The sequence below is a fragment of the Stenotrophomonas maltophilia group sp. Smal13 genome, from assembly GCF_030236855.1.
Lineage (GTDB): Bacteria > Pseudomonadota > Gammaproteobacteria > Xanthomonadales > Xanthomonadaceae > Stenotrophomonas > Stenotrophomonas maltophilia_A.
This window is the reverse complement of record NZ_JASJSQ010000013.1, coordinates 45,086-62,620: the sequence shown is the minus strand read 5'-3', so window position 1 is coordinate 62,620 and position 17,535 is coordinate 45,086. Positions and strand designations below refer to the sequence as shown.

General features: G+C 65.5%; 11 protein-coding genes and 1 pseudogene. 7 read left to right on the top strand and 5 right to left on the bottom strand.

The window, feature by feature from the left end; all coding sequences use genetic code 11:
• Positions 1 to 17: 17 nt before the first annotated feature.
• On the top strand, positions 18 to 992 hold the full coding sequence (locus tag QRO95_RS06935) for a hypothetical protein (protein WP_285302078.1): 975 nt from the start codon (positions 18 to 20) through the stop codon (positions 990 to 992).
• Between the two features lie 306 nt (positions 993 to 1,298).
• Complete coding sequence (locus tag QRO95_RS06930) at positions 1,299 to 2,147, top strand: helix-turn-helix domain-containing protein (protein ID WP_285302077.1); 849 nt, start codon at positions 1,299 to 1,301, stop codon at positions 2,145 to 2,147.
• 49 nt (positions 2,148 to 2,196) lie between these two features.
• Here the strand turns inward: QRO95_RS06930 and QRO95_RS06925 are convergent, their stop codons facing one another.
• Positions 2,197 to 3,201, bottom strand: a complete 1,005-nt coding sequence (locus QRO95_RS06925; protein WP_285302076.1) for a PHB depolymerase family esterase — start codon at positions 3,199 to 3,201, stop codon at positions 2,197 to 2,199.
• 221 nt (positions 3,202 to 3,422) lie between these two features.
• Here QRO95_RS06925 and QRO95_RS06920 point away from each other — a divergent pair, with 221 nt between their 5' ends.
• Genes QRO95_RS06920 through QRO95_RS06905 form a run of 4 tightly spaced genes read left to right on the top strand, consistent with a single transcriptional unit; the run spans position 3,423 to position 10,335 of the window.
• Positions 3,423 to 5,585: a TonB-dependent receptor gene (locus QRO95_RS06920; RefSeq protein WP_285302099.1), complete on the top strand. Its 2,163-nt coding sequence runs from the start codon at positions 3,423 to 3,425 to the stop codon at positions 5,583 to 5,585.
• A gap of 32 nt (positions 5,586 to 5,617) precedes the next feature.
• Entirely contained in the window at positions 5,618 to 6,496 is an 879-nt protein-coding gene (locus QRO95_RS06915) for an alpha/beta fold hydrolase (protein WP_049461116.1), read from the top strand.
• Complete coding sequence (locus tag QRO95_RS06910) at positions 6,493 to 6,969, top strand: MaoC family dehydratase (protein ID WP_285302074.1); 477 nt, start codon at positions 6,493 to 6,495, stop codon at positions 6,967 to 6,969. Before QRO95_RS06915 ends, QRO95_RS06910 begins: the two co-directional genes overlap by 4 nt.
• A gap of 36 nt (positions 6,970 to 7,005) precedes the next feature.
• The gene (locus tag QRO95_RS06905; RefSeq protein WP_285302073.1) at positions 7,006 to 10,335 is read left to right on the top strand and encodes a PAS-domain containing protein; all 3,330 of its coding nucleotides are present in this window, start codon (positions 7,006 to 7,008) and stop codon (positions 10,333 to 10,335) included.
• Positions 10,336 to 10,339: 4 nt separating this feature from the next.
• Here QRO95_RS06905 and QRO95_RS06900 read toward each other — a convergent pair whose 3' ends face one another.
• On the bottom strand, positions 10,340 to 11,014 hold the full coding sequence (locus tag QRO95_RS06900) for a response regulator transcription factor (protein WP_032127250.1): 675 nt from the start codon (positions 11,012 to 11,014) through the stop codon (positions 10,340 to 10,342).
• Between the two features lie 129 nt (positions 11,015 to 11,143).
• Here QRO95_RS06900 and QRO95_RS06895 point away from each other — a divergent pair, with 129 nt between their 5' ends.
• Positions 11,144 to 12,790, top strand: coding sequence for a fatty acid--CoA ligase (locus QRO95_RS06895; RefSeq protein ID WP_285302071.1), 1,647 nt, complete (start codon positions 11,144 to 11,146; stop codon positions 12,788 to 12,790).
• 144 nt (positions 12,791 to 12,934) lie between these two features.
• Here the strand turns inward: QRO95_RS06895 and QRO95_RS06890 are convergent, their stop codons facing one another.
• From QRO95_RS06890 to QRO95_RS25300, 3 genes and pseudogenes are all read right to left on the bottom strand, one after another.
• On the bottom strand, positions 12,935 to 13,426 hold the full coding sequence (locus tag QRO95_RS06890) for a hypothetical protein (RefSeq protein ID WP_285302070.1): 492 nt from the start codon (positions 13,424 to 13,426) through the stop codon (positions 12,935 to 12,937).
• Positions 13,427 to 13,604: 178 nt separating this feature from the next.
• Entirely contained in the window at positions 13,605 to 14,348 is a 744-nt protein-coding gene (locus QRO95_RS06885; RefSeq protein WP_049401514.1) for a FadR/GntR family transcriptional regulator, read from the bottom strand.
• Positions 14,349 to 14,450: 102 nt separating this feature from the next.
• Positions 14,451 to 17,343 (bottom strand): annotated as a pseudogene (locus QRO95_RS25300) (TonB-dependent receptor).
• Between the last annotated feature and the right edge of the window lie 192 nt (positions 17,344 to 17,535).

Here is a 17,535-nt window from a genome sequence, read left to right as displayed (position 1 = left end):
TTATTTTGGCGTGACGGATGACGCCAGCGGCCCGTTGTCGATATGACCTACGAGAGGCGAGAGGGATGAGCAGCGAGATCAGAGACGACGGCCTGGATCCCACGCTTCTGCTGAAGGGGATGTTTCCCCTGCCGAAGCTCATCCGCTTCGTACGGGAGCGTTGCCCCCCGGGACGCTTCGACGAGGCTGCGCTGGTGGAGGAATGGCGGACGGCACGTGCCGAGGTGCTGAGGCTGCAGCAGGAGGAAGCCGGTGAGGCCGACGCCATCAATGTCCATGCGTTGGCGGATGAGATGCTGCCGCTGGCTGAGCAGACGCTGCGACAACCCTCGATGCACCGCATGACGAGTGTTCTGCCACGCAGTTGGCAGATGGTCGAGATCGATCGACTGGTGATCTTCCAGGAGTGCATCAACCTGCGTCACATCGATCAGTTGGCGGCATCCCTGACCGCCTCGCCCACCGCGCAGGAGGTCATGCAGCTTGTCGCGCGCAGCGGCGGCCATGCACATCCGGAAGTGCGCTTCACCCAGTCCGATGGCAGCTACACCTTCGCGTCCACCTCGAACGACCTGCGCTTCCTCGATGTGGCGACCCTCGATCCGGCTGCCATCGCCGACTACGAGCCGTTCGGCGCAGCCAGCCACGCCGTCGTCATCTATCTGGGTTTCAGTGACAACCTGATCAGTGCCACCCGGTTTGGCAAGCGCATGGTGCTGACCAATGGCTCCCATCGCCTGTACCTGCTGCGCCGGCTCGGGTTCCGCCATGCGCCCTGCCTCGTCACCGATGCCTCCGACAGCGACCTCAGCGAGGTTCTGCTGCCGGCGGCGGTCAAGCAGGATCGCGGATTCTACCTGTCTTCCCCGCGTCCGCCGCTGTTCAAGGACTATGTCGATCCTCGCCTGACCTGCGTCGTGCCGGTCACCCGCAAGCACTACGCTCTGAGGGCCAAGCTCGACCTGCAGAGGATCACGGTTCCGGCGCTGTAATCCTGGGCCGAACCCTCCCCTCCCTGGGGCCACGTCGACAGAGATGGCCGGATTGGTGAATCACCTGGCGGAACTGTCGAATGACGCCTGTCGGGTTGACCCATACGCTTCTCATCCTCAACAAGAGAGGATGTCAGCGTGATTGAACAGCCACGGACCACCGAGCCCGCAGGAAAGGACACGCCGATCGTCCATGTCCTGATGGGACTGATCTGTGTCTGGCACCGGCGCCAACCGGGGTCGGCACACGATGACCAGTGAGCGCCACCGTGCTGTGCGGCGTCCCTCTCGGACCTAGGCGCCGCCGTGGAGATTTCGATTGCAGGGCTGAGCGAGATTGGGCCCGACTACCCGGACCGTGTCGATCTTCCGGTGATGGTGCTTGGGCTGGACCCCATTCCAGATGCCTGGCAGATGCCCTTCCATGCGCACCGGAAGGCACAGCTGCTGGTTGCCACGCGCGGCTTGATCATGCTGGAGACTGCAGCCGGCCTGTGGGTGGTTCCCCCACAGGGTGCGATCTGGATTCCCGGTGGCCTGTCCCATCGGGCCAGCAGCAGTGGGCGGCCGCACGGGTTCGTGGTGTTCGTGGAACCCGGTGTCGTGCCGGGGCTGCCGACGCACTGCGCTGCAATGGCGATCACCCCGTTCATGCAGGCCCTGCTGGAGCGGGCGTCCGCCCTTCCCGGGCACTACGAGCCCGGCAGCGCGCAGGACCGCCTGATGGCCGTGTTCCTGGATGAGCTGATCGCCGCGCCACCGGAGTGGCTCCATCTGCCCATGCCATCTGATGCAAGGTTGCGCCGGCTTGCCAACGCAATGCTGGACACGCCAGCCGAACGGGCAACGCTTGAAGTCTGGGCGAGCCGGATTGGAATGAGCGAGCGCAACATGTCGCGCCTGTTCTCTGGAGAAACCGGTTTAAGCGTAAGGCGCTGGCGCAGGCAGCTGCATGTTGTGGTCGCGCTGCCGCTGCTGGCCAAAGGCAGGACAGTACAGGCCGTTGCGGACCACCTGGGCTATGACAGTGCCGGAGCGTTCGTGACCATGTTCCGCAAGACCGTGGGGGCGCCGCCCAAGCGTTTCCTGGCGGAGCGAGGCACTCGGCAGCGGGCATCGGACGCCGACGATCAGCGGCCGCAGGAGCCACGTTGACGGATGCGGGAGCGCGTGGCTCCCGCACCGGCAAGGATTGTCCTTCCCCTCAGCGCTGGTAGTCCTTCAGGAACAACCACGTGATCAGCGTGGCATCCGGTCCCTTCGGGTCGGTGAACGGCAGGCCGGACTGGCTGCCGCTCCAGGCATGCCCCATGCCCTGCACCACGTAGTGCTGCACCAGCGTCCTGCCACCATAGGCATAGGTGTCCACGGTGTAAGCGCGCCCACCCGGCACCTGCCCCTGGTAGGTGCTGGTCGGCAGGTACTTCACCGAATCGTTGTCCAGGCCATCGTCGGCCAGGTCATTGGTCTGCAGGAACTGGCGCACGGCCTGCTGGCCGTTCACCGGATTGACGGTGAGATCGGCGCTGCCATGGAACACCAGCACCGGCAGCGGTCGGGGCGACGGCGAGCCCGAGCACTGCCAGGCCAGACGGCCATTGCTGTCCGGCGAATAGATGCTGCCGGCCAGCAACGCATAGGCGCTACCCGAAATCGTGGTCGCACCCTTGAACATGCCACCGGAATGGATCGCGCCGGCAGCGAACACATCCGAATAGCAGGCCAGCATGATCGAGGTCATCGCGCCGCCCGCGGAAATGCCGGTGACATAGACCCGGTGCGGATCCACGCTGTAGCCCGCTTTCACCTTGTCCACGATGCCGGCCAGGATCGATGCTTCGCCGCTGTCGCGGGCCTGGTTGATCGGCAACTGCCAGTTCCAGCAGCGGGCCGGATTGGAGGTGACGTTCTGCCGGGGGTAGACCACGATGAACCCCTCCGTGTCGGCCACATCATTGAAGCCTGACGCCTCGCCCATCAGGTTCGGCCCGGTCACACAGCCATGCAGCACCAGCAGCAGCGGCAGCGGCCGGCTGTCGTCATAGCCGGCCGGCACCCATACCTGGTACTCACGGGCGCCGAACAGATTGCCATGCAGGCCGATATCCCAATGCCCGGCCGGGCCAGCGGCGAGCGCACTGCCCGCCGTTGCCAACCAGGTGCACAGCACCAGCAGTACCGCCTTGATCGAATCGATTCCGGATTTCATGACCAGATCCTCGTGCGTGAGTCGTGGATGAAGGAGTACCGGGGACCGCTTCCGGCTGGGGGCGCGCCCAGTATCCGCATCCACCGACCGCTGCCGACTGGACCTAGGTCCACTCGCTGCTGGCCGATGACACCGCTAGCCTTGGCTGCAGGGGTGGCAATGGGCCATCCGCACGCTCATGCCTGGGGGAGGACCGAATGAAACGGAATTGTTTGAGTCTCATGATCGGCGCGCTGCTGGCCACGGGGCCGGTACTGGCACAGGAATCACCGACGGCAGGCAGATCCGCTTCGCCGACCAACCTGGACAGCATCAAGGTCACCGCGCGCAAGCGTGAGGAAACCCTGCAGGAGGTGCCGGTTGCAGTCACCGCCTTTACCTCCGAGGCGCTGGACAGGATGAATGTCCAGGACATCAGCGACCTCGATGCGCAGGTGCCGAACCTCACCATCTACGCCGCCCGTGGCGCCAGCAGCACGGTCACCGCCTACATCCGCGGCATCGGCCAGTCCGATCCCACCTGGGGCGCCGATCCGGGTGTAGGCATCTACCTGGATGACGTCTACATCGCACGCCCGCAGGGTGCGCTGCTGGATGTGTTCGATGTCTCGCGCATCGAGGTGCTGCGCGGCCCGCAGGGCACGCTCTACGGCAAGAACACCATCGGCGGCGCGATCAAGTACATCTCGCGCGGCCTGCCCACCCAGACCGAGGGCTTCGCCCAGATCACCGTGGGCAACTACAGCCAGCTGGATGCAAAAGCGGCCATCGGTGGCCCGATTGGCGGCGCCGACAGTGGCCTGCGCGCCCGTGTGGCGGTGGCGAGCATGAACCACGACGGGTTTGGCGAGAACACCTTCAACGGCCAGCCGGTCAGTGACAAGCAGATCAATGCCGCACGACTGAACGTCGGCGCGTACGCGGGGGATGACTTCGACGTGCAGTTCGCACTGGACTGGATCGATGACCAGTCCGGCATGCGCGGTTCGAAGATGCTGGCGCCCAATCCGTTCCTGCGCGCATACCCGCCGATGGACAGCCGCTATGACATCCGCTCGGGCATGCGCAACCTCAACAACGTGGAGAGCAAGGGTGCCTCGGCCACGGTGAACTGGCGGCCGAACGAGGACATTGCGCTGAAGTACGTGGTCGCCAAGCGTGAATCGGACAGCGAGGCCAACATCGACTTCGATACCGCGCCGGTCAAGCTGGCCGACGTGGGCGGTACCTATCACGACGACCAGGTCAGCAACGAAGTGCAATTGAACTACGATGCCGGCGGCCGGGTGCGCGGTGTGGTCGGCCTGTACCAGTTCAGTGGCGAGGCGGGCGGCCAGATCCAGAACAACTACTTCAGTGCGCAGTTCGCCGACAATCAGGGCAAGGTGTTGACCGACAGCATCGCGCTGTACGCGGACTGGACCTTCGACCTGACCAGCAAACTCAAGCTGGATGTAGGCGCCCGTTACACCGACGAGGACAAGCGCGCGATCGTGCTGAACCGCCTGTACGCCGACCCGGCCTTCAGCCGCCCGGTGGCGGTGACCGCGGACTTCGACAAGAAGACCAACTTCAAGAACGTCTCGCCCAAGGTCTCGTTGGACTACCAGATCACTCCGGACATCATGGTCTACGGCCTGGCCACGCGTGGCTTCAAGTCCGGTGGCTACAACATCCGCGCCAACGCGGTGGCCGTGCCACGCTCGGCCGAGCCGTTCGACGACGAGACCGTGGACAGCTACGAGGTCGGCAGCAAGATGGCCTTCCTCGACCAGCGCCTGTTCCTCAATCTGTCGGCCTTCTACAACAAGTACAAGGACATCCAGTTGTCGGTGTTCACCGGCCTGGATACCAATGGCGACGGTGTCGATGACTCCTTCTTCGGTGATTTCACCAATGCCGGCGCAGGTACGGTCAAAGGCCTGGAGGTCGAGTACCAGTACCTGCCCAGCCAGCACTGGCTGATTTCCGGCAACCTGGCGTGGCTGGATACCAAGTACGACGAGTACATGGATCGTGGCGTCAATGTGGCCAGGCAGATGAAGTTCACCAATGCACCGGAATTCTCCGGTGCGTTCAACGTGGAATACCGCACCGAGCTGGCCAACGGCAGCAACCTGTCAGCGCGGGTGAGCTACAGCTACCAGAGCGAAGTGTGGCCGACAACTGATCTCAGTCCGGTGATCCGCCAGCAGGGTTACGGGCTGGTCAATGCCGGCGTCATCTGGCGCCTGGATGATGCGTGGACCTTCTCGCTGCAGGGCACCAACCTGGCCGACAAGGAATACCGCACCACCGGCTACAACATCCCGGCGGTCGGCACGCTGATTGGCTTCTATGGTCCGCCACGCCAATATAGCCTCAGCGTCCGTTACGATTTCTAGCGCATCCGTTACGATCTCCAGGAAGCTTCTGCATGACGCAGTCTTACGACGACCTGTACTGGAACAGCAATGATGGGTTGCGCCTGCACGCGCGCGACCATGCACCCGATGCGGGGCAGGCAGCGCGTGGCACGGTGGTCTGCATTCCCGGGCTGACCCGCAATGGCGCTGATTTCGATGCGCTTGCCGATGTGCTTACCGCCGAGGGCTGGCGCGTGATCGCGGTCGACCTGCGCGGTCGCGCAGGGTCGGAACGCGCATATGACCCGTCCAGCTACAACCCGCGTGCCTATGCGGATGACATGGTTGCGCTGCTGCGCTCGCAGAACATCGCCAAGGCGGTATTCGTCGGCACCTCGCTGGGCGTGCTGGTGACCATCACCCTTGCCTCGCGCGCGCCCGAGCGGATCGCGGGCGCGGTGCTCAACGATGCCGGCCCCAAGGTGCCGCGTGAGGCGCTGGCACGGATCGGCAAGTACGCCGGCAAGCCGGTGCCGCCGATGGACCTGGTGCAGGCCACCGCTTACGTGGAATCCATCGGCAAGGCCGCGTTCCCTCGCTTCAGTACCGACGACTGGCGGCAGATGGCGGTGCGCACCTTCCGCCCGCGCAGCGATGGACTGCTGGAGCTGGATTACGATCCGGCCGTGATCCGAACGACACGTCCCTGGCTGCTGTGGTTGCTGCGGCCGGTGCTGTGGCGTGCGGTTCGTGGGCTGACCGCACGGGTGCCGGTACTGGTGGTGCGCGGTGCGCTGTCCGACATCCTGCCGGCCGATGTCGCGCGGCAGATGGCGGCCACCTCGGAAAGTGCCCGCCTGGTGGAAGTGCCGGATGTGGGACACGCTCCGATGCTGTCCGAGCCAGAGGCACGTGACGCGATCCTGACCTTGCTGGAGCGTGTGGCGTGAGTGCAGACAGCAACCTGCCTCCCGCGCTGCAGGCGTTGCAGCAGTGGGCGGCCAGCGAGCGGGTGAGTGGCGTGACCCACGTGGACCAGGCGCGCATCGATGCCTTTGCCGACGCCACCGGCGACCACAACTGGATCCACGTCGATCCAGGCCGCGCGCAGACGCAGCTGCCGGGCGGGCAGACCATCGCGCACGGCTTCCTGCTGCTCTCGCTCACCGTGCAGGACGATGTGGCCGCCCTCACCGGCTTCCCCGGCATCGCCCATGTGCTCAACTACGGCCTCAACAAGATCCGCTTCCTGGCGCCGGTACCCAGCGGGTCCGGGGTGCGGGTACGCTCGCAGCTGGTGTCACTGGAGGCGCGCCAGCCCGGCCAGTGGCTGCTGACCCAGCGCAAGGCCGTCGAGCGGGTTGTCGATGGCGAGCTGGCACTGGTCGCTGAGCAGCTGTCACTGATCGTGGTCGTCCCCTAGCACCCCCCTGCCCGGTTCTCTCCCTACACTGGAGCGATGTTGACGCCCTCCATCGTCCTCTTCGCCTGCATTGCATGGACCGCACTGCTGTTTGGCGTGGCGCTGTGGGGTGAGCGCCGGGGGCACCGGCTTTCGAAGGCATGGCCGCTCATCTATGCGCTGTCGCTGGCCGTGCACTGCACCGCGTGGACCTACTACGGCGCGGCCTCGCAGGGACTGCAATGGGGCTTCCCCATTCCACCCACCCTGGCCGGCATGGCGTTGATCTTTGCCTTCGGCCTGCCGTTCCTGCTCCGCCTGGGGCGGCTGGCCAAGCAGCACAACAGTGCCACCATCGCTGATCTGGTCGTCGCACGACTGCGTGCCGATCGCGGTCTCGGCTTCACCATCACCCTGGTGGCACTGTTCGGCATCATTCCTTACATCGCCCTGCAGCTGAAAGCCGTCAGTCAGGGCCTGGGCGCCTTGCTGGGCGATCGTTTCGCGCCTGCTGCCGCGCAGCTGGACATGTCGTTCTGGTTCGCCCTGACGATGGCCGCGTTCACCCTGCTGTTCGGTGCACGCAAAGCATCGGCTACCGAGCCCAATCGTGGCATCGTGGTCGCACTGGGGCTGGAGTCGGTATTGAAGCTGGTGGCGCTGCTCGCCATTGGCCTCTATGCGGCGCTGTCGGTGCGCCAGGCGGGCACGCCGCTGCTGGAAAAGATGGCGCAGCTGCCGCCACCGGCCATCATGCCGGACTATCTGACCATGGTCGCGCTGGGCGCGATCTCCGCGTTCACCCTGCCGCACCAGTTCCATGTCGGCGTGGTCGAGCTGCGCCAGACCTCGGACCTGAGGACGGCACGCTGGTTGTTCCCGGTCTACCTGCTGCTGATCGGGCTGCCGTCGGTGCCGATGGCGCTGGCCGGTGCCGCGCAGCTGCCCGCATCGGTGTCGCCTGACCTGTACGTGCTGGCGCTGCCGCAGGCCGGCGGCCACCACCTGCTGGCCTTGCTGGCCTATCTGGGCAGCCTGAGCGCCGCCACCGGCATGATGATCCTTTCGGGGCTGACCCTGTCGATCATGCTCGGCAACCATGGCTTCGGCTCACGGTTGCTGGACGGTATTGCCGGCGGTGCCGCGGCGGCCGACCTGCGTCCACGCGTGCTGGCCTTCCGCCGTGCCGGCATCCTCGCCGTGTTCCTGATGTCGTGGCTGTACAGCCGGGCGATGAGCGACACCGAGGCACTCAGCGATTTCGGCCTGATGTCCTTCACCGCCCTCTCGCAGCTGGCGCCGGCGGTCCTGCTGGCGGTGTATCGCCCGCGCACGCCTTCTCCGGCCATCATCGCCGGCATCGTGCTGGGGTCGTTGGCCTGGCTGTGGCTGGTGCTGCTGCCGATGGTGATCCCTGCCACGCCCCCAGCCTCGGGCCCCGATGACCTGCACTGGCTGTCCGTGGTCTCGCTGCGCCTGCAGTCGGGCCATATCGCCATCAGCATGGGCGCCAGTCTGGCGGTCAACCTGCTGATGGTTGCGCTGGTGTCGCGCGCGGTGCGTCCCTCGTTGCCGCGACGACGGGATGCGGTGGCAGCAGCCTCGCTGCGCAGGACGGCCGGACGCTTCCTCGGCCAGGAGCGGGCCCGGCAACTGATGGATGGGCATGCCGGGCAGCTGCTGGACGACGACCGGGTCATCACCATCGAACGCGAACTGAGCGCCGTGGTCGGCGCGGGCATGGCGCGCCTGCTGGTGGAGGCCGCTCGCGATGGCGGTGCCGCGCCCTTGGATGCGGTAACCCGTGCTGTAGGCGAAGCCACCCAGGCGCTGCGCTTCAACCAGCGCCTGCTGGAAGCGGCGCTGGAAAACATGAGCCAGGGCATCAGCGTGGTCGACGCGCAGCTGCAGCTGGTAGCCTGGAACAGCCGCTACGCCGCGTTGTTCAAGTTTCCGCCCGAGTTGCTGCAGGTCGGGCAGCCGGTGGTCAATCTGACAGCGTGGGCGCTGGCCGAACTGAAGATCGGCGACGGCCCTGGTGACTCTCGCGACAAGGCCCTGCAGCGTCGCGCCGCACACATGCGGCGTGGCACGCCGCATCTGTCCGAACGGATCTTCCCCGACAACACCATCGTCGAGATCCGTGGCAATCCAATGCCCGGCGGTGGCTACGTAGCCACCTTCACCGACGTCACCGCCTTCCGGCGTGCCGAGGAAGCGCTCAAGCGCAGCAACGAAACCCTCGAGCGCCGCGTGCAGGACCGCACCGCACGGCTGGAACAGGCAGTGCACGAAGCCGAGCGCGCGAACGTTGCCAAGACACGCTTCCTGACGGCGGTCGGCCACGACCTGATCCAGCCACTGCATGCGGCGCAGCTGCTGACCGATGCGATGTCGCAGCACATCGAATCGGAGTTCCTCGACAGTTTCCTGCGCCAGATCCGTGGTGCGCTGGACTCCACCGACGACCTGCTGTCCGGGCTGCTGGATATCTCCCGTCTTGAGGCGGGCGGGCTGGTCGCCGATCCGCGCCCCTTCGCGCTGTCGACCGTCCTGGATCCGCTCGCGCAGGAGTTCGCGGTACTGGCGGCGGCGCGCGGCCTGCAGTTCCGCCATGTGCGGAGCCAGGCCTGGGTCCATAGCGACCCCCTGCTGCTGCGCCGGGTGCTGCAGAACTTCCTGGCCAATGCCATTCGTTACACCCGCCATGGCGGTGTGTTGCTCGGTGTGCGCCGCCAGGGACAGGCACTGCTGATCGGTGTGCATGACACCGGCCCCGGCATTGCTCCGGAGCAGCAGGCGGTGGTGTTTGAGGAATTCCACCGGGTCGATCGCAGCAACGGCCAAGGACTGGGCCTGGGCTTGACCATCGCACACCGCATCGCCGACCTGCTGCACGCACCCCTGCACCTGCGCAGCGTGCCCGAGCACGGCTCGGCCTTCTCGATCAGCGTGCAACGCGCAGCACCCCCTGCGACCCCGCGCAGCTCGCCGCCGGCAGCCGGCAGCAGCGCGCTCAAGGGAGTCCGCGTGCTGGTGGTCGACAACGACCCGGACGCATTGGAGGCGATGCGGCAGCTGCTGCTTTCCTGGGGTTGCGATGTCATCGCGGCAGGCCAAGCCGATGACATCGGACCGTCAGCGCACGAGGCGGCGCTGTGGTTGTTCGACTATCACCTGGATGATGGCGATACCGGTGTTGCGCTGTGGAAGCGGCTGGTAGGCATGCATGGGCCGCGTCCGACGGTGATCCTCAGTGCGGATGCCGGCAGCGATACGCGCGAGGCGGTGCGCGGCGTTGGGCTGTCCCTGCTCAACAAGCCGTTCAAACCGTTGGCGCTGCGCTGGGCGATCAACCACCTGCTGGCGGCCAGTACCACGCCCTGACCGGTCAGGGCTCAGGCAGTTCTTCGATCTGCCGGGACGGATCGGCCAATCCCATTTCGTGCAGCACGCGGATGGCCTGCGCGCGGTTGCGCACGCCCAGCCGCTCCATGATGCGTGTCATGTGCGCCTTGACCGTGCGCAGCTGTACGCCCAGCCGGTCGGCAATCTGCTTGTTGAGCAGGCCCTCGGCCACCAGGCCCAGCACCTTGTACTGATGTGCCGACAGGCTGGCCAGGCGTGCGGCCAGGTCGGCATCCCTGCTGAACGTCGCCACCCGTGCCACCGGTTCGCGCAGCAGCGCCGGGATCCAGCGCTCGCCCTCCAGCACGGACTGCAGCGCGGACTGCAGCTCGTTCAAACCCGAGCTCTTGGGCAGATAGCCCGCGGCGCCAAGGTCGATGGCACGCCGGATGACCTGCGGCTCCTCGTTGGCGGAGACGATGATGATCGCCAGGCCCGGCTGCAACGCACGGATCGTGGCCAGCCCGGCCAGTCCGTGGTTGCCCGGCATGTGCAGGTCCAGCAGCATCAGATCGATCGACTGGTTCTCGATCACCTCCAGCACGCTGTCCAGCGAATCAGCTTCGCTGATCTGCAGATCGGCGACCGCCTCTTCCGCCGCGCGATGCAGTGCCGCGCGGAACAAGGGGTGATCGTCGGCGATGAGCAGGGTGGGCATGTCCTGGCGAGATTATCAAATCGGGTGCGCGCGCGAACAGGTACCTAGGTACGCTGGTGCAGCAGGAAGGGCTTGCTAGTGTGGTGCGGAGAAGGCCGGCGACCGCAACGCCGCCCACGAGGAAATGCCATGTCATCTGCCCCCACTCCCGATGCCAATGCCTATCCACTGCTGATCAAGCAGCTGCTGCTGATGCCGCTGGCGGTGAGCCCTGAACAGGAGATCGTCTACGGCGACCAGGTCCGATTCGACTACCGCACCCTGCAGGCGCGCATCGGCCAGCTGGCCGGCCTGTTGACCTCGCTGGGAGTCGGCCACGGCGACACGGTGGCGGTGATGGACTGGGACAGCAACCGCTACCTGGAGGCCTACTTCGCCGTGCCGATGATCGGTGCGGTGCTGATGATGGTGAACGTGCGCCTGGCCCCAGAGCAGATCGCCTACACGCTGAACCACAGCGGGGCGCGGGTGATCCTGGCCAACCGCGAGTTCCTGCCGCTGCTGGACGCCATCGACGAGCAGCTGCCGGACCTGCGCACGCGCATCCTGCTGGACGATGCAGGCGGTCCGCTGCCGCCAGGCTTCGCCACCGAGTACGAAGCGGGGTTGCGCGATGCCACGCCGATCGTCCGCTTCCCGGACTTCGACGAGAACGCCCGTGCCACGGTGTTCTACACCACCGGAACCACCGGGTTGCCCAAGGGCGTGTATTTCAGCCACCGGCAGCTGGTGTTGCATTCGCTGGCGGCGATGGCCGCGCTTGGCGGTGCACCCCGTCAAGGCCGCCTGCATCGTGACGATGTCTACATGCCCATGACCCCGATGTTCCATGTGCACGCGTGGGGCCTGCCCTACGTGGCAACGGCGATGGGCATCAGGCAGGTCTATCCGGGGCGCTACCTGCCTGCGACGCTGCTGGCATTGATCGCGCGTGAGAAGGTGACCTTCTCGCACTGCGTGCCAACCATCCTGCACATGCTGCTGGAGCATCCGGACGCGGCGCAGACCGACCTGGAGGGCTGGAAGGTGATCATCGGCGGTGCCGCCCTGCCGCGTGCGCTGGCGCAGCGTGCACTGACGCGGGGCATCGACATCTTCGGCGGCTATGGCATGTCCGAGACCTGCCCTCTGCTCACCATCGCCCAGATCGACGTGGACAGCGTGACCGATGCCGATGAGGTGCTGTCGCTGCGCACCAAGGCCGGCATACCGGTACCGCTGGTGGACCTGCGCATCGTCGATCCGGACATGAAGGATGTCGCCCACGACGGCATCGCCACCGGAGAGGTCGTCGTGCGCGCACCCTGGCTCACCCAGGGCTACCTGCACGATCCGGATGCATCTGCAGCACTGTGGGCAGGAGGTTATCTGCATACCGGGGATATCGGCAACATCGATGAAAGCGGCTACCTGAGGGTGACCGACCGGATCAAGGATGTGATCAAGACCGGCGGTGAGTGGATCTCCTCGCTCGCCCTGGAGGACATCATCGCCCTGCATCCGGCGGTCAGCGAAGTCGCGGTGATCGGCATCGCCGACACGAAATGGGGCGAGCGGCCGTTGCCGCTGGTGGTCAGGCAGCCTGGCAGTGAGGTGACCGAAGCGGAGATCATCGAACTGGTCGCCGCGCGAAGCCGCTCAGGGGACATCTCACGGTATGCGATTCCGGAACGGGTCAGTTTCGTGGAATCGATCGAGCGGACCAGCGTGGGCAAGATCAACAAGAAGAAGCTGCGTGGGTTGCATGACCCAGCGACTGGCTCGGGCCGTGGGTGATCTCCGCCCGATCGCCGAGGTCAATGCTCGAAGGACACGATGCAGGGCACGCCAAGGTATGAAGCGGCGCCCCGGGATGATGATCTCCCGGGGCACCACTGCTCTGCAGCAGGCCTGATTCAGTTCTGCCAGGACCGGTCACTCTCAGTCGATGCAGGGTCCCTTCGCAGCGATCTCCGTGCCGGATCCCTTCGCACCGATGCTGGCCGGGCCCTGGCATGCATCAAAGCTGTACTTGATCAGCTTCCACGACCCACTCGACCATCGGTATGTCCACGACTCGGAAGCACCGCTCGGCAAGGTATTGGAGATCGAGATGACCTCGCCCTCCACACCGCGTGCAGGCAATGGAACGGGCGGGCCCGCCGCACCGGCCGGCTTCAGGCTGCCAGCAGACTGATAGCTGTGCGAGATGGCCAGTTCGCCCGTCTGCAACGCCGGCGCGTAGGCGGGCGAATTCCGTTTGATCCAATCGACGATGTAGCCGGCTTCCAGCGAATCCGACGCGTACGTGGCCTTCGCAACTACAGTGGCGGTCGCGGTGCCCGCGATCGGTCCTGCATTGACGCCCCCACCGGGGACTCCACTCAGTGCCAGCACCAATGGCAGCGCCGCGCCCAACAGCGAGAACTTCATACCCTGCTCCTTGTGTGTATGCAGCTTTCTCAACGGGCCGTCTATGACCCGCGGGCAGTGTAGGCATTGCGGACAGGCTGGGCATCGGCGCAGTCATGCCCATTTCTCATATCCATCAGGCTTCGAGCGCGAGCTGCCTTGCTGAAGGTCGCAGCGCCGATTGTGTTGAACGCGGCGCTCAGATCCGCGTCGTTGCCATGAAACGTTCGCGGTCCTGCTGCGTGCGGCGGCGGATCTCCTCCAGCGCCTGGCTTTCGGTCGCCTGCAGCATGGCTTCGAACAGGCGCTGGAAGTGAAGGCGCATCGCATTGCGCGCGGCCACCGGATCACGCGCGCGCAGGGCTTCGAAGATCGCCATGTGCTCGTCCGCACGGCTGGCGCCATCATCATGGCAGACCCGGGCATAGACCTCGGTCACCCGCGGCAGTTCGCTGCGCATGCGCCAGATCTGCTGCACGAAGAATTCGACCACCGGGTTGCCGGAAAGCCGTGCGATGGCCAGGTGGAAACGGCGGTCGTACTCGCCGGCTTCCGCGTCACTCAGGTCGCGACGGCACAGCGCTTCGGCCAACGCCTGCAGCTCGGCAATGCCGGCATCATCCAGATTGCTGGCAGCCAGAGCGGCGGCCTCGGCCTCGAATACCGCGCGGGCGGCGGTGAGGTCGAAGGCGCTGACATCCGGCAGCCCGCCGGACGCCTGCGTCGGGCGCGGTTTCACATGCACGCCTGAGCCGATGCGGATGGCGATCCAGCCCTGCGCTTCCAGTGCGATCTCGGCTTCGCGGATGGTGACCCGGCTGACACCGAACCGTTCGGCCAGCTCACGCTCGCCCGGCAGCCGCGAGCCCGGCGGAAATTCGCCGTCCTCGATCAGCTTGCGGAGCTTGGCAGCGATGGTCTGGTAAAGGCGGTTGGCGGACATGCGGCTGACCCTTGGCGATTCCTTCCGGGTCCCTGCCCTGCCACCGCGGCCGGCAAGGGTCCGGTTGGAGCGACGGCGCGACCACTGGCCGCGCCGCCCTGTTCAGAACTTGTATCGTACACCGAAATACGCACGCCGCCCGTAGGTCACCACTTCGCGGAAGTTCCCATAAAGCGGCTGGTAGGCCACGCGCGGCTCGTTGGTCAGGTTCATCAGCTCCAGCGACAGCGACAACTGCTTGTTCACCCGGTAGCGCAGGCGCAGGTCCACGCTGGTGTTGTCATCGTAGTAGCGGTTCTGCTGCGCGGTGTTGCCGGTGAAGTCCTGGTAGTAGTGCGAGCGGAACTTGCCGATGGCCTGGATGTTGAAGCGCCCGACGTCCCAGTAGATCGAGCCGGACAGCACGTGCCGCGAGAAACCACTCAGGCCAGCCGGTGGCACGATGGCCGGAATGATCGTGCCATCGCTGGCCAGCTGCTCGCCCAGTCGCGAGTCCTGGGTCTGATAGTCGGCATCGGCGTAGTTGTAGCTCAGCTTGAAACCCAGCCCGTCGAACGGCTTGGGCAGGTACGACAGCCGATGGGTGGCGGTCAGCTCGAAGCCGGTCAGCGTGCTGTTCTCGTCGGTGGTTACCTGTTGCCGCACCGGTACGGTCACGCTCTGGCCGTCGATGGTGTAGGTCTCCGGCACCAGCGCAGTGGCGGTGCCGCCGTTGAACTGCTTCCAGTACACCGCGCCGGCCAGCATCGTGTCCGGGTTCGGGTACCACTCCAGGGAAAGGTCGCCGTTCCAGGACATCAGCGGCTGCGCGGCGGGGTTGCCGCTGGCGCTGATGTCATCCAGCGCGTCGGCCAGGTTGCCGTAGGTGGCATCACTGCTCACGTTGATGGTGCGCCCGGCACCCAGCGCGGCAATGTCCGGCCGTGACATCGCGCGATATGCACCGACCCGCAGCAACACGTCCGGGCGCAGCTCGAAGGCCGCGTTGAGGCTGGGCAGCAGCTTGTCGTTGCCCGCCTTGAACACCTGCGTGCTGTACTCGCCGGTGGGTTGCAGGCGGATCGTCCCGTCACCGTTGTCCTCGATGCGCAGCCCGGTACGCACGCCTTCAGAACGAACATCGGTCTTGACCCAGCGCAGGCCGAGGTTGCCGGTCACCGGCAAGCCGAACAGGGTGCTGCTGAACTCACCCATCAGATAGAGCGCGCGTGTCTTCTCGGTGATATCGACATTGTTCGGATCCTGGAAACCCGGATCCAGCCCGCTGTCGAGGCTGCCGCGGAACGACTGGTACAGGCAGTTCGGATCGAAGTACGCCCACGAGGAGATCGTGTTGCCGCTGGCGGCATCCATGAAGTCATCCTGCGGGAAGGGTGCACGGCAGGCCTGGTTGGCGGCGATGATCTTCGCTTTGTCGGCCGCCACGCGCTGGTCGTAGTCGGTTACCAGGGTGTTGTCGCGCAGGCGGTAGTCGGCCTGGCTGGCGCGCACGCCGCCCTTGATGCGGGTGAAGAAACCGGACTCCGGCATGAAGCTGGCATCGAAGCGGCCGGCCTTGATCCTGTGGTCATTCTCGGTGGCGCTGGAGGTCACCCGCGCCGCCCCCGTATAGGCGTCCCAGTTGTTGGGGTCGAAGTTCGGCGCCAGGGCAACACTGGGCACTTCGCCGTGCCAGTCCCAGTCATAGTCCACGTAGCCGGTGGCACCACTGCTGATACCGGGCACGACGGCATTGTTGACGTCGCGCTGGTTGGCGCGCAGGCGGGTCATGCGCTCGCTGTCGAGGCGATTGGTGTGCGAGTAGGAAAGATCGGTAGACAGCTCCCAGGCCGGGGTCGGGCGCAGGATCAGGTTCAGCCCCCCCCCCGGTGTATTCCTCGCCACGCCAGTAGCGATTGGAGGTGGAATCAATCGAGGTGCTGCCGTGCAGGTGGCGCACGATACCGTCTTCGTCAACCTCGCGCTGGGTGATGCCGCGTCGTGCGTTGGACAGGCTCAGATCGCTGCGGTTCTCATACCAGTTGCGCTCGGTGTGCTCGAAATCGAGGTTCACTTCAACCACATCATTTGGCCGCCACTGCAGCGCGGCGAACTCGCTCTGCCGGTCGTTACGCTCCTGCTTGAGCCGGTAGATGCGGCTGCTCGGCACCAGGTAGTACGGCGCGCCGTTGGCGATGGCCTGCGCGGACACTTCGTTGCAGTTGGCATTGCCCACGTTCTGCGTGCCATCGCAGGCATACCAGGTGGAACCGCTGGTAATGCTCTCTTCCGGATCGGTGCCGTCCAGGCGCTGGAAGCCCAGCGAAATGCCCAGCTTCTGCCCGTTGCCGAACTCGAACTGATCGATGTAGCTGGCGGTGCCGCGATAGCCGATGCCGTCCTTGTCACGGTACTTGCTGTCGTACTCGGCCCAGCTGCCGCGCAGGTCCAGCTGCGCTGCACGCTTGCCGTACTCCAGTGGGCGCACTGTTTCCAGGCCGATGGTGCCGGCCACGCCGCCTTCGATGATGTCGGCGCGCTGGGTCTTGTAGATGGCCACCGTGTTGATCAGCTCGGCCGGGAACATGTTGAAGTTCACCGAGCGGTCGCCGCTGCCGTTGGTGATCTCACGGCCATTGAAGTTGGTGCTGCTGAGGAAGGCGCCCAAGCCCCGGATGGAAATCTCCGAGGCGCCGGTTTTGTCGCGGGTCGAGGCGGCGCCGGTCAAGGTCTCGATCGCATCGGCCAGCGACGGTGCCGGCAGGTCGCCGATGTCATCGGCCGAGAGCACGTCGGCGATGACCGTGTCGTCGCGCTTCTTGTTGATCGAACTCTGCATTGATTCGCGGATGCCGGTGACCTGCACCTGGTCCAGCGTGGTGGGATCCTGCCCTGACGCGTCCTTGCTGGACTGCGCCTGGGCCGCGGGCATGCCCGCCAGCACGGCAAGCAGCGCCACGATCAGGGGTGTGGGGGACAACGAGATGCTGTGCACTGCTCCGGCGGGTCGCCGCATGGTTTCCTCCTCCCAAAGGATCGCCTGCATGCCAGGCGTGGGACGCAGCTTCGGCACGGCGACATGAAAATGTCAACCAATTGGTATGCGAATGTTCAAATGCCTTTCATCCATACCAGTTGAATGCAATTTAATGTGCTCATGCAGCATGACTTTGCGCGAAAGCTGGCTTACAACGAACCCGGAAGTGGT

Excerpts from the sequence above, each read along its gene's own strand:
- QRO95_RS06935 (WP_285302078.1), top strand. The coding sequence starts at position 18 with ATGACGCCAGCGGCCCGTTGTCGATATGACCTACGAGAGGCGAGAGGG.
- QRO95_RS06925 (WP_285302076.1), bottom strand. The coding sequence starts at position 3,201 with ATGAAATCCGGAATCGATTCGATCAAGGCGGTACTGCTGGTGCTGTGC.
- QRO95_RS06920 (WP_285302099.1), top strand. The coding sequence starts at position 3,423 with ATGATCGGCGCGCTGCTGGCCACGGGGCCGGTACTGGCACAGGAATCA.
- QRO95_RS06915 (WP_049461116.1), top strand. The coding sequence starts at position 5,618 with ATGACGCAGTCTTACGACGACCTGTACTGGAACAGCAATGATGGGTTG.
- QRO95_RS06905 (WP_285302073.1), top strand. The coding sequence starts at position 7,006 with ATGTTGACGCCCTCCATCGTCCTCTTCGCCTGCATTGCATGGACCGCA.
- QRO95_RS06900 (WP_032127250.1), bottom strand. The coding sequence starts at position 11,014 with ATGCCCACCCTGCTCATCGCCGACGATCACCCCTTGTTCCGCGCGGCA.
- QRO95_RS06895 (WP_285302071.1), top strand. The coding sequence starts at position 11,144 with ATGTCATCTGCCCCCACTCCCGATGCCAATGCCTATCCACTGCTGATC.
- QRO95_RS06890 (WP_285302070.1), bottom strand. The coding sequence starts at position 13,426 with ATGAAGTTCTCGCTGTTGGGCGCGGCGCTGCCATTGGTGCTGGCACTG.
- QRO95_RS06885 (WP_049401514.1), bottom strand. The coding sequence starts at position 14,348 with ATGTCCGCCAACCGCCTTTACCAGACCATCGCTGCCAAGCTCCGCAAG.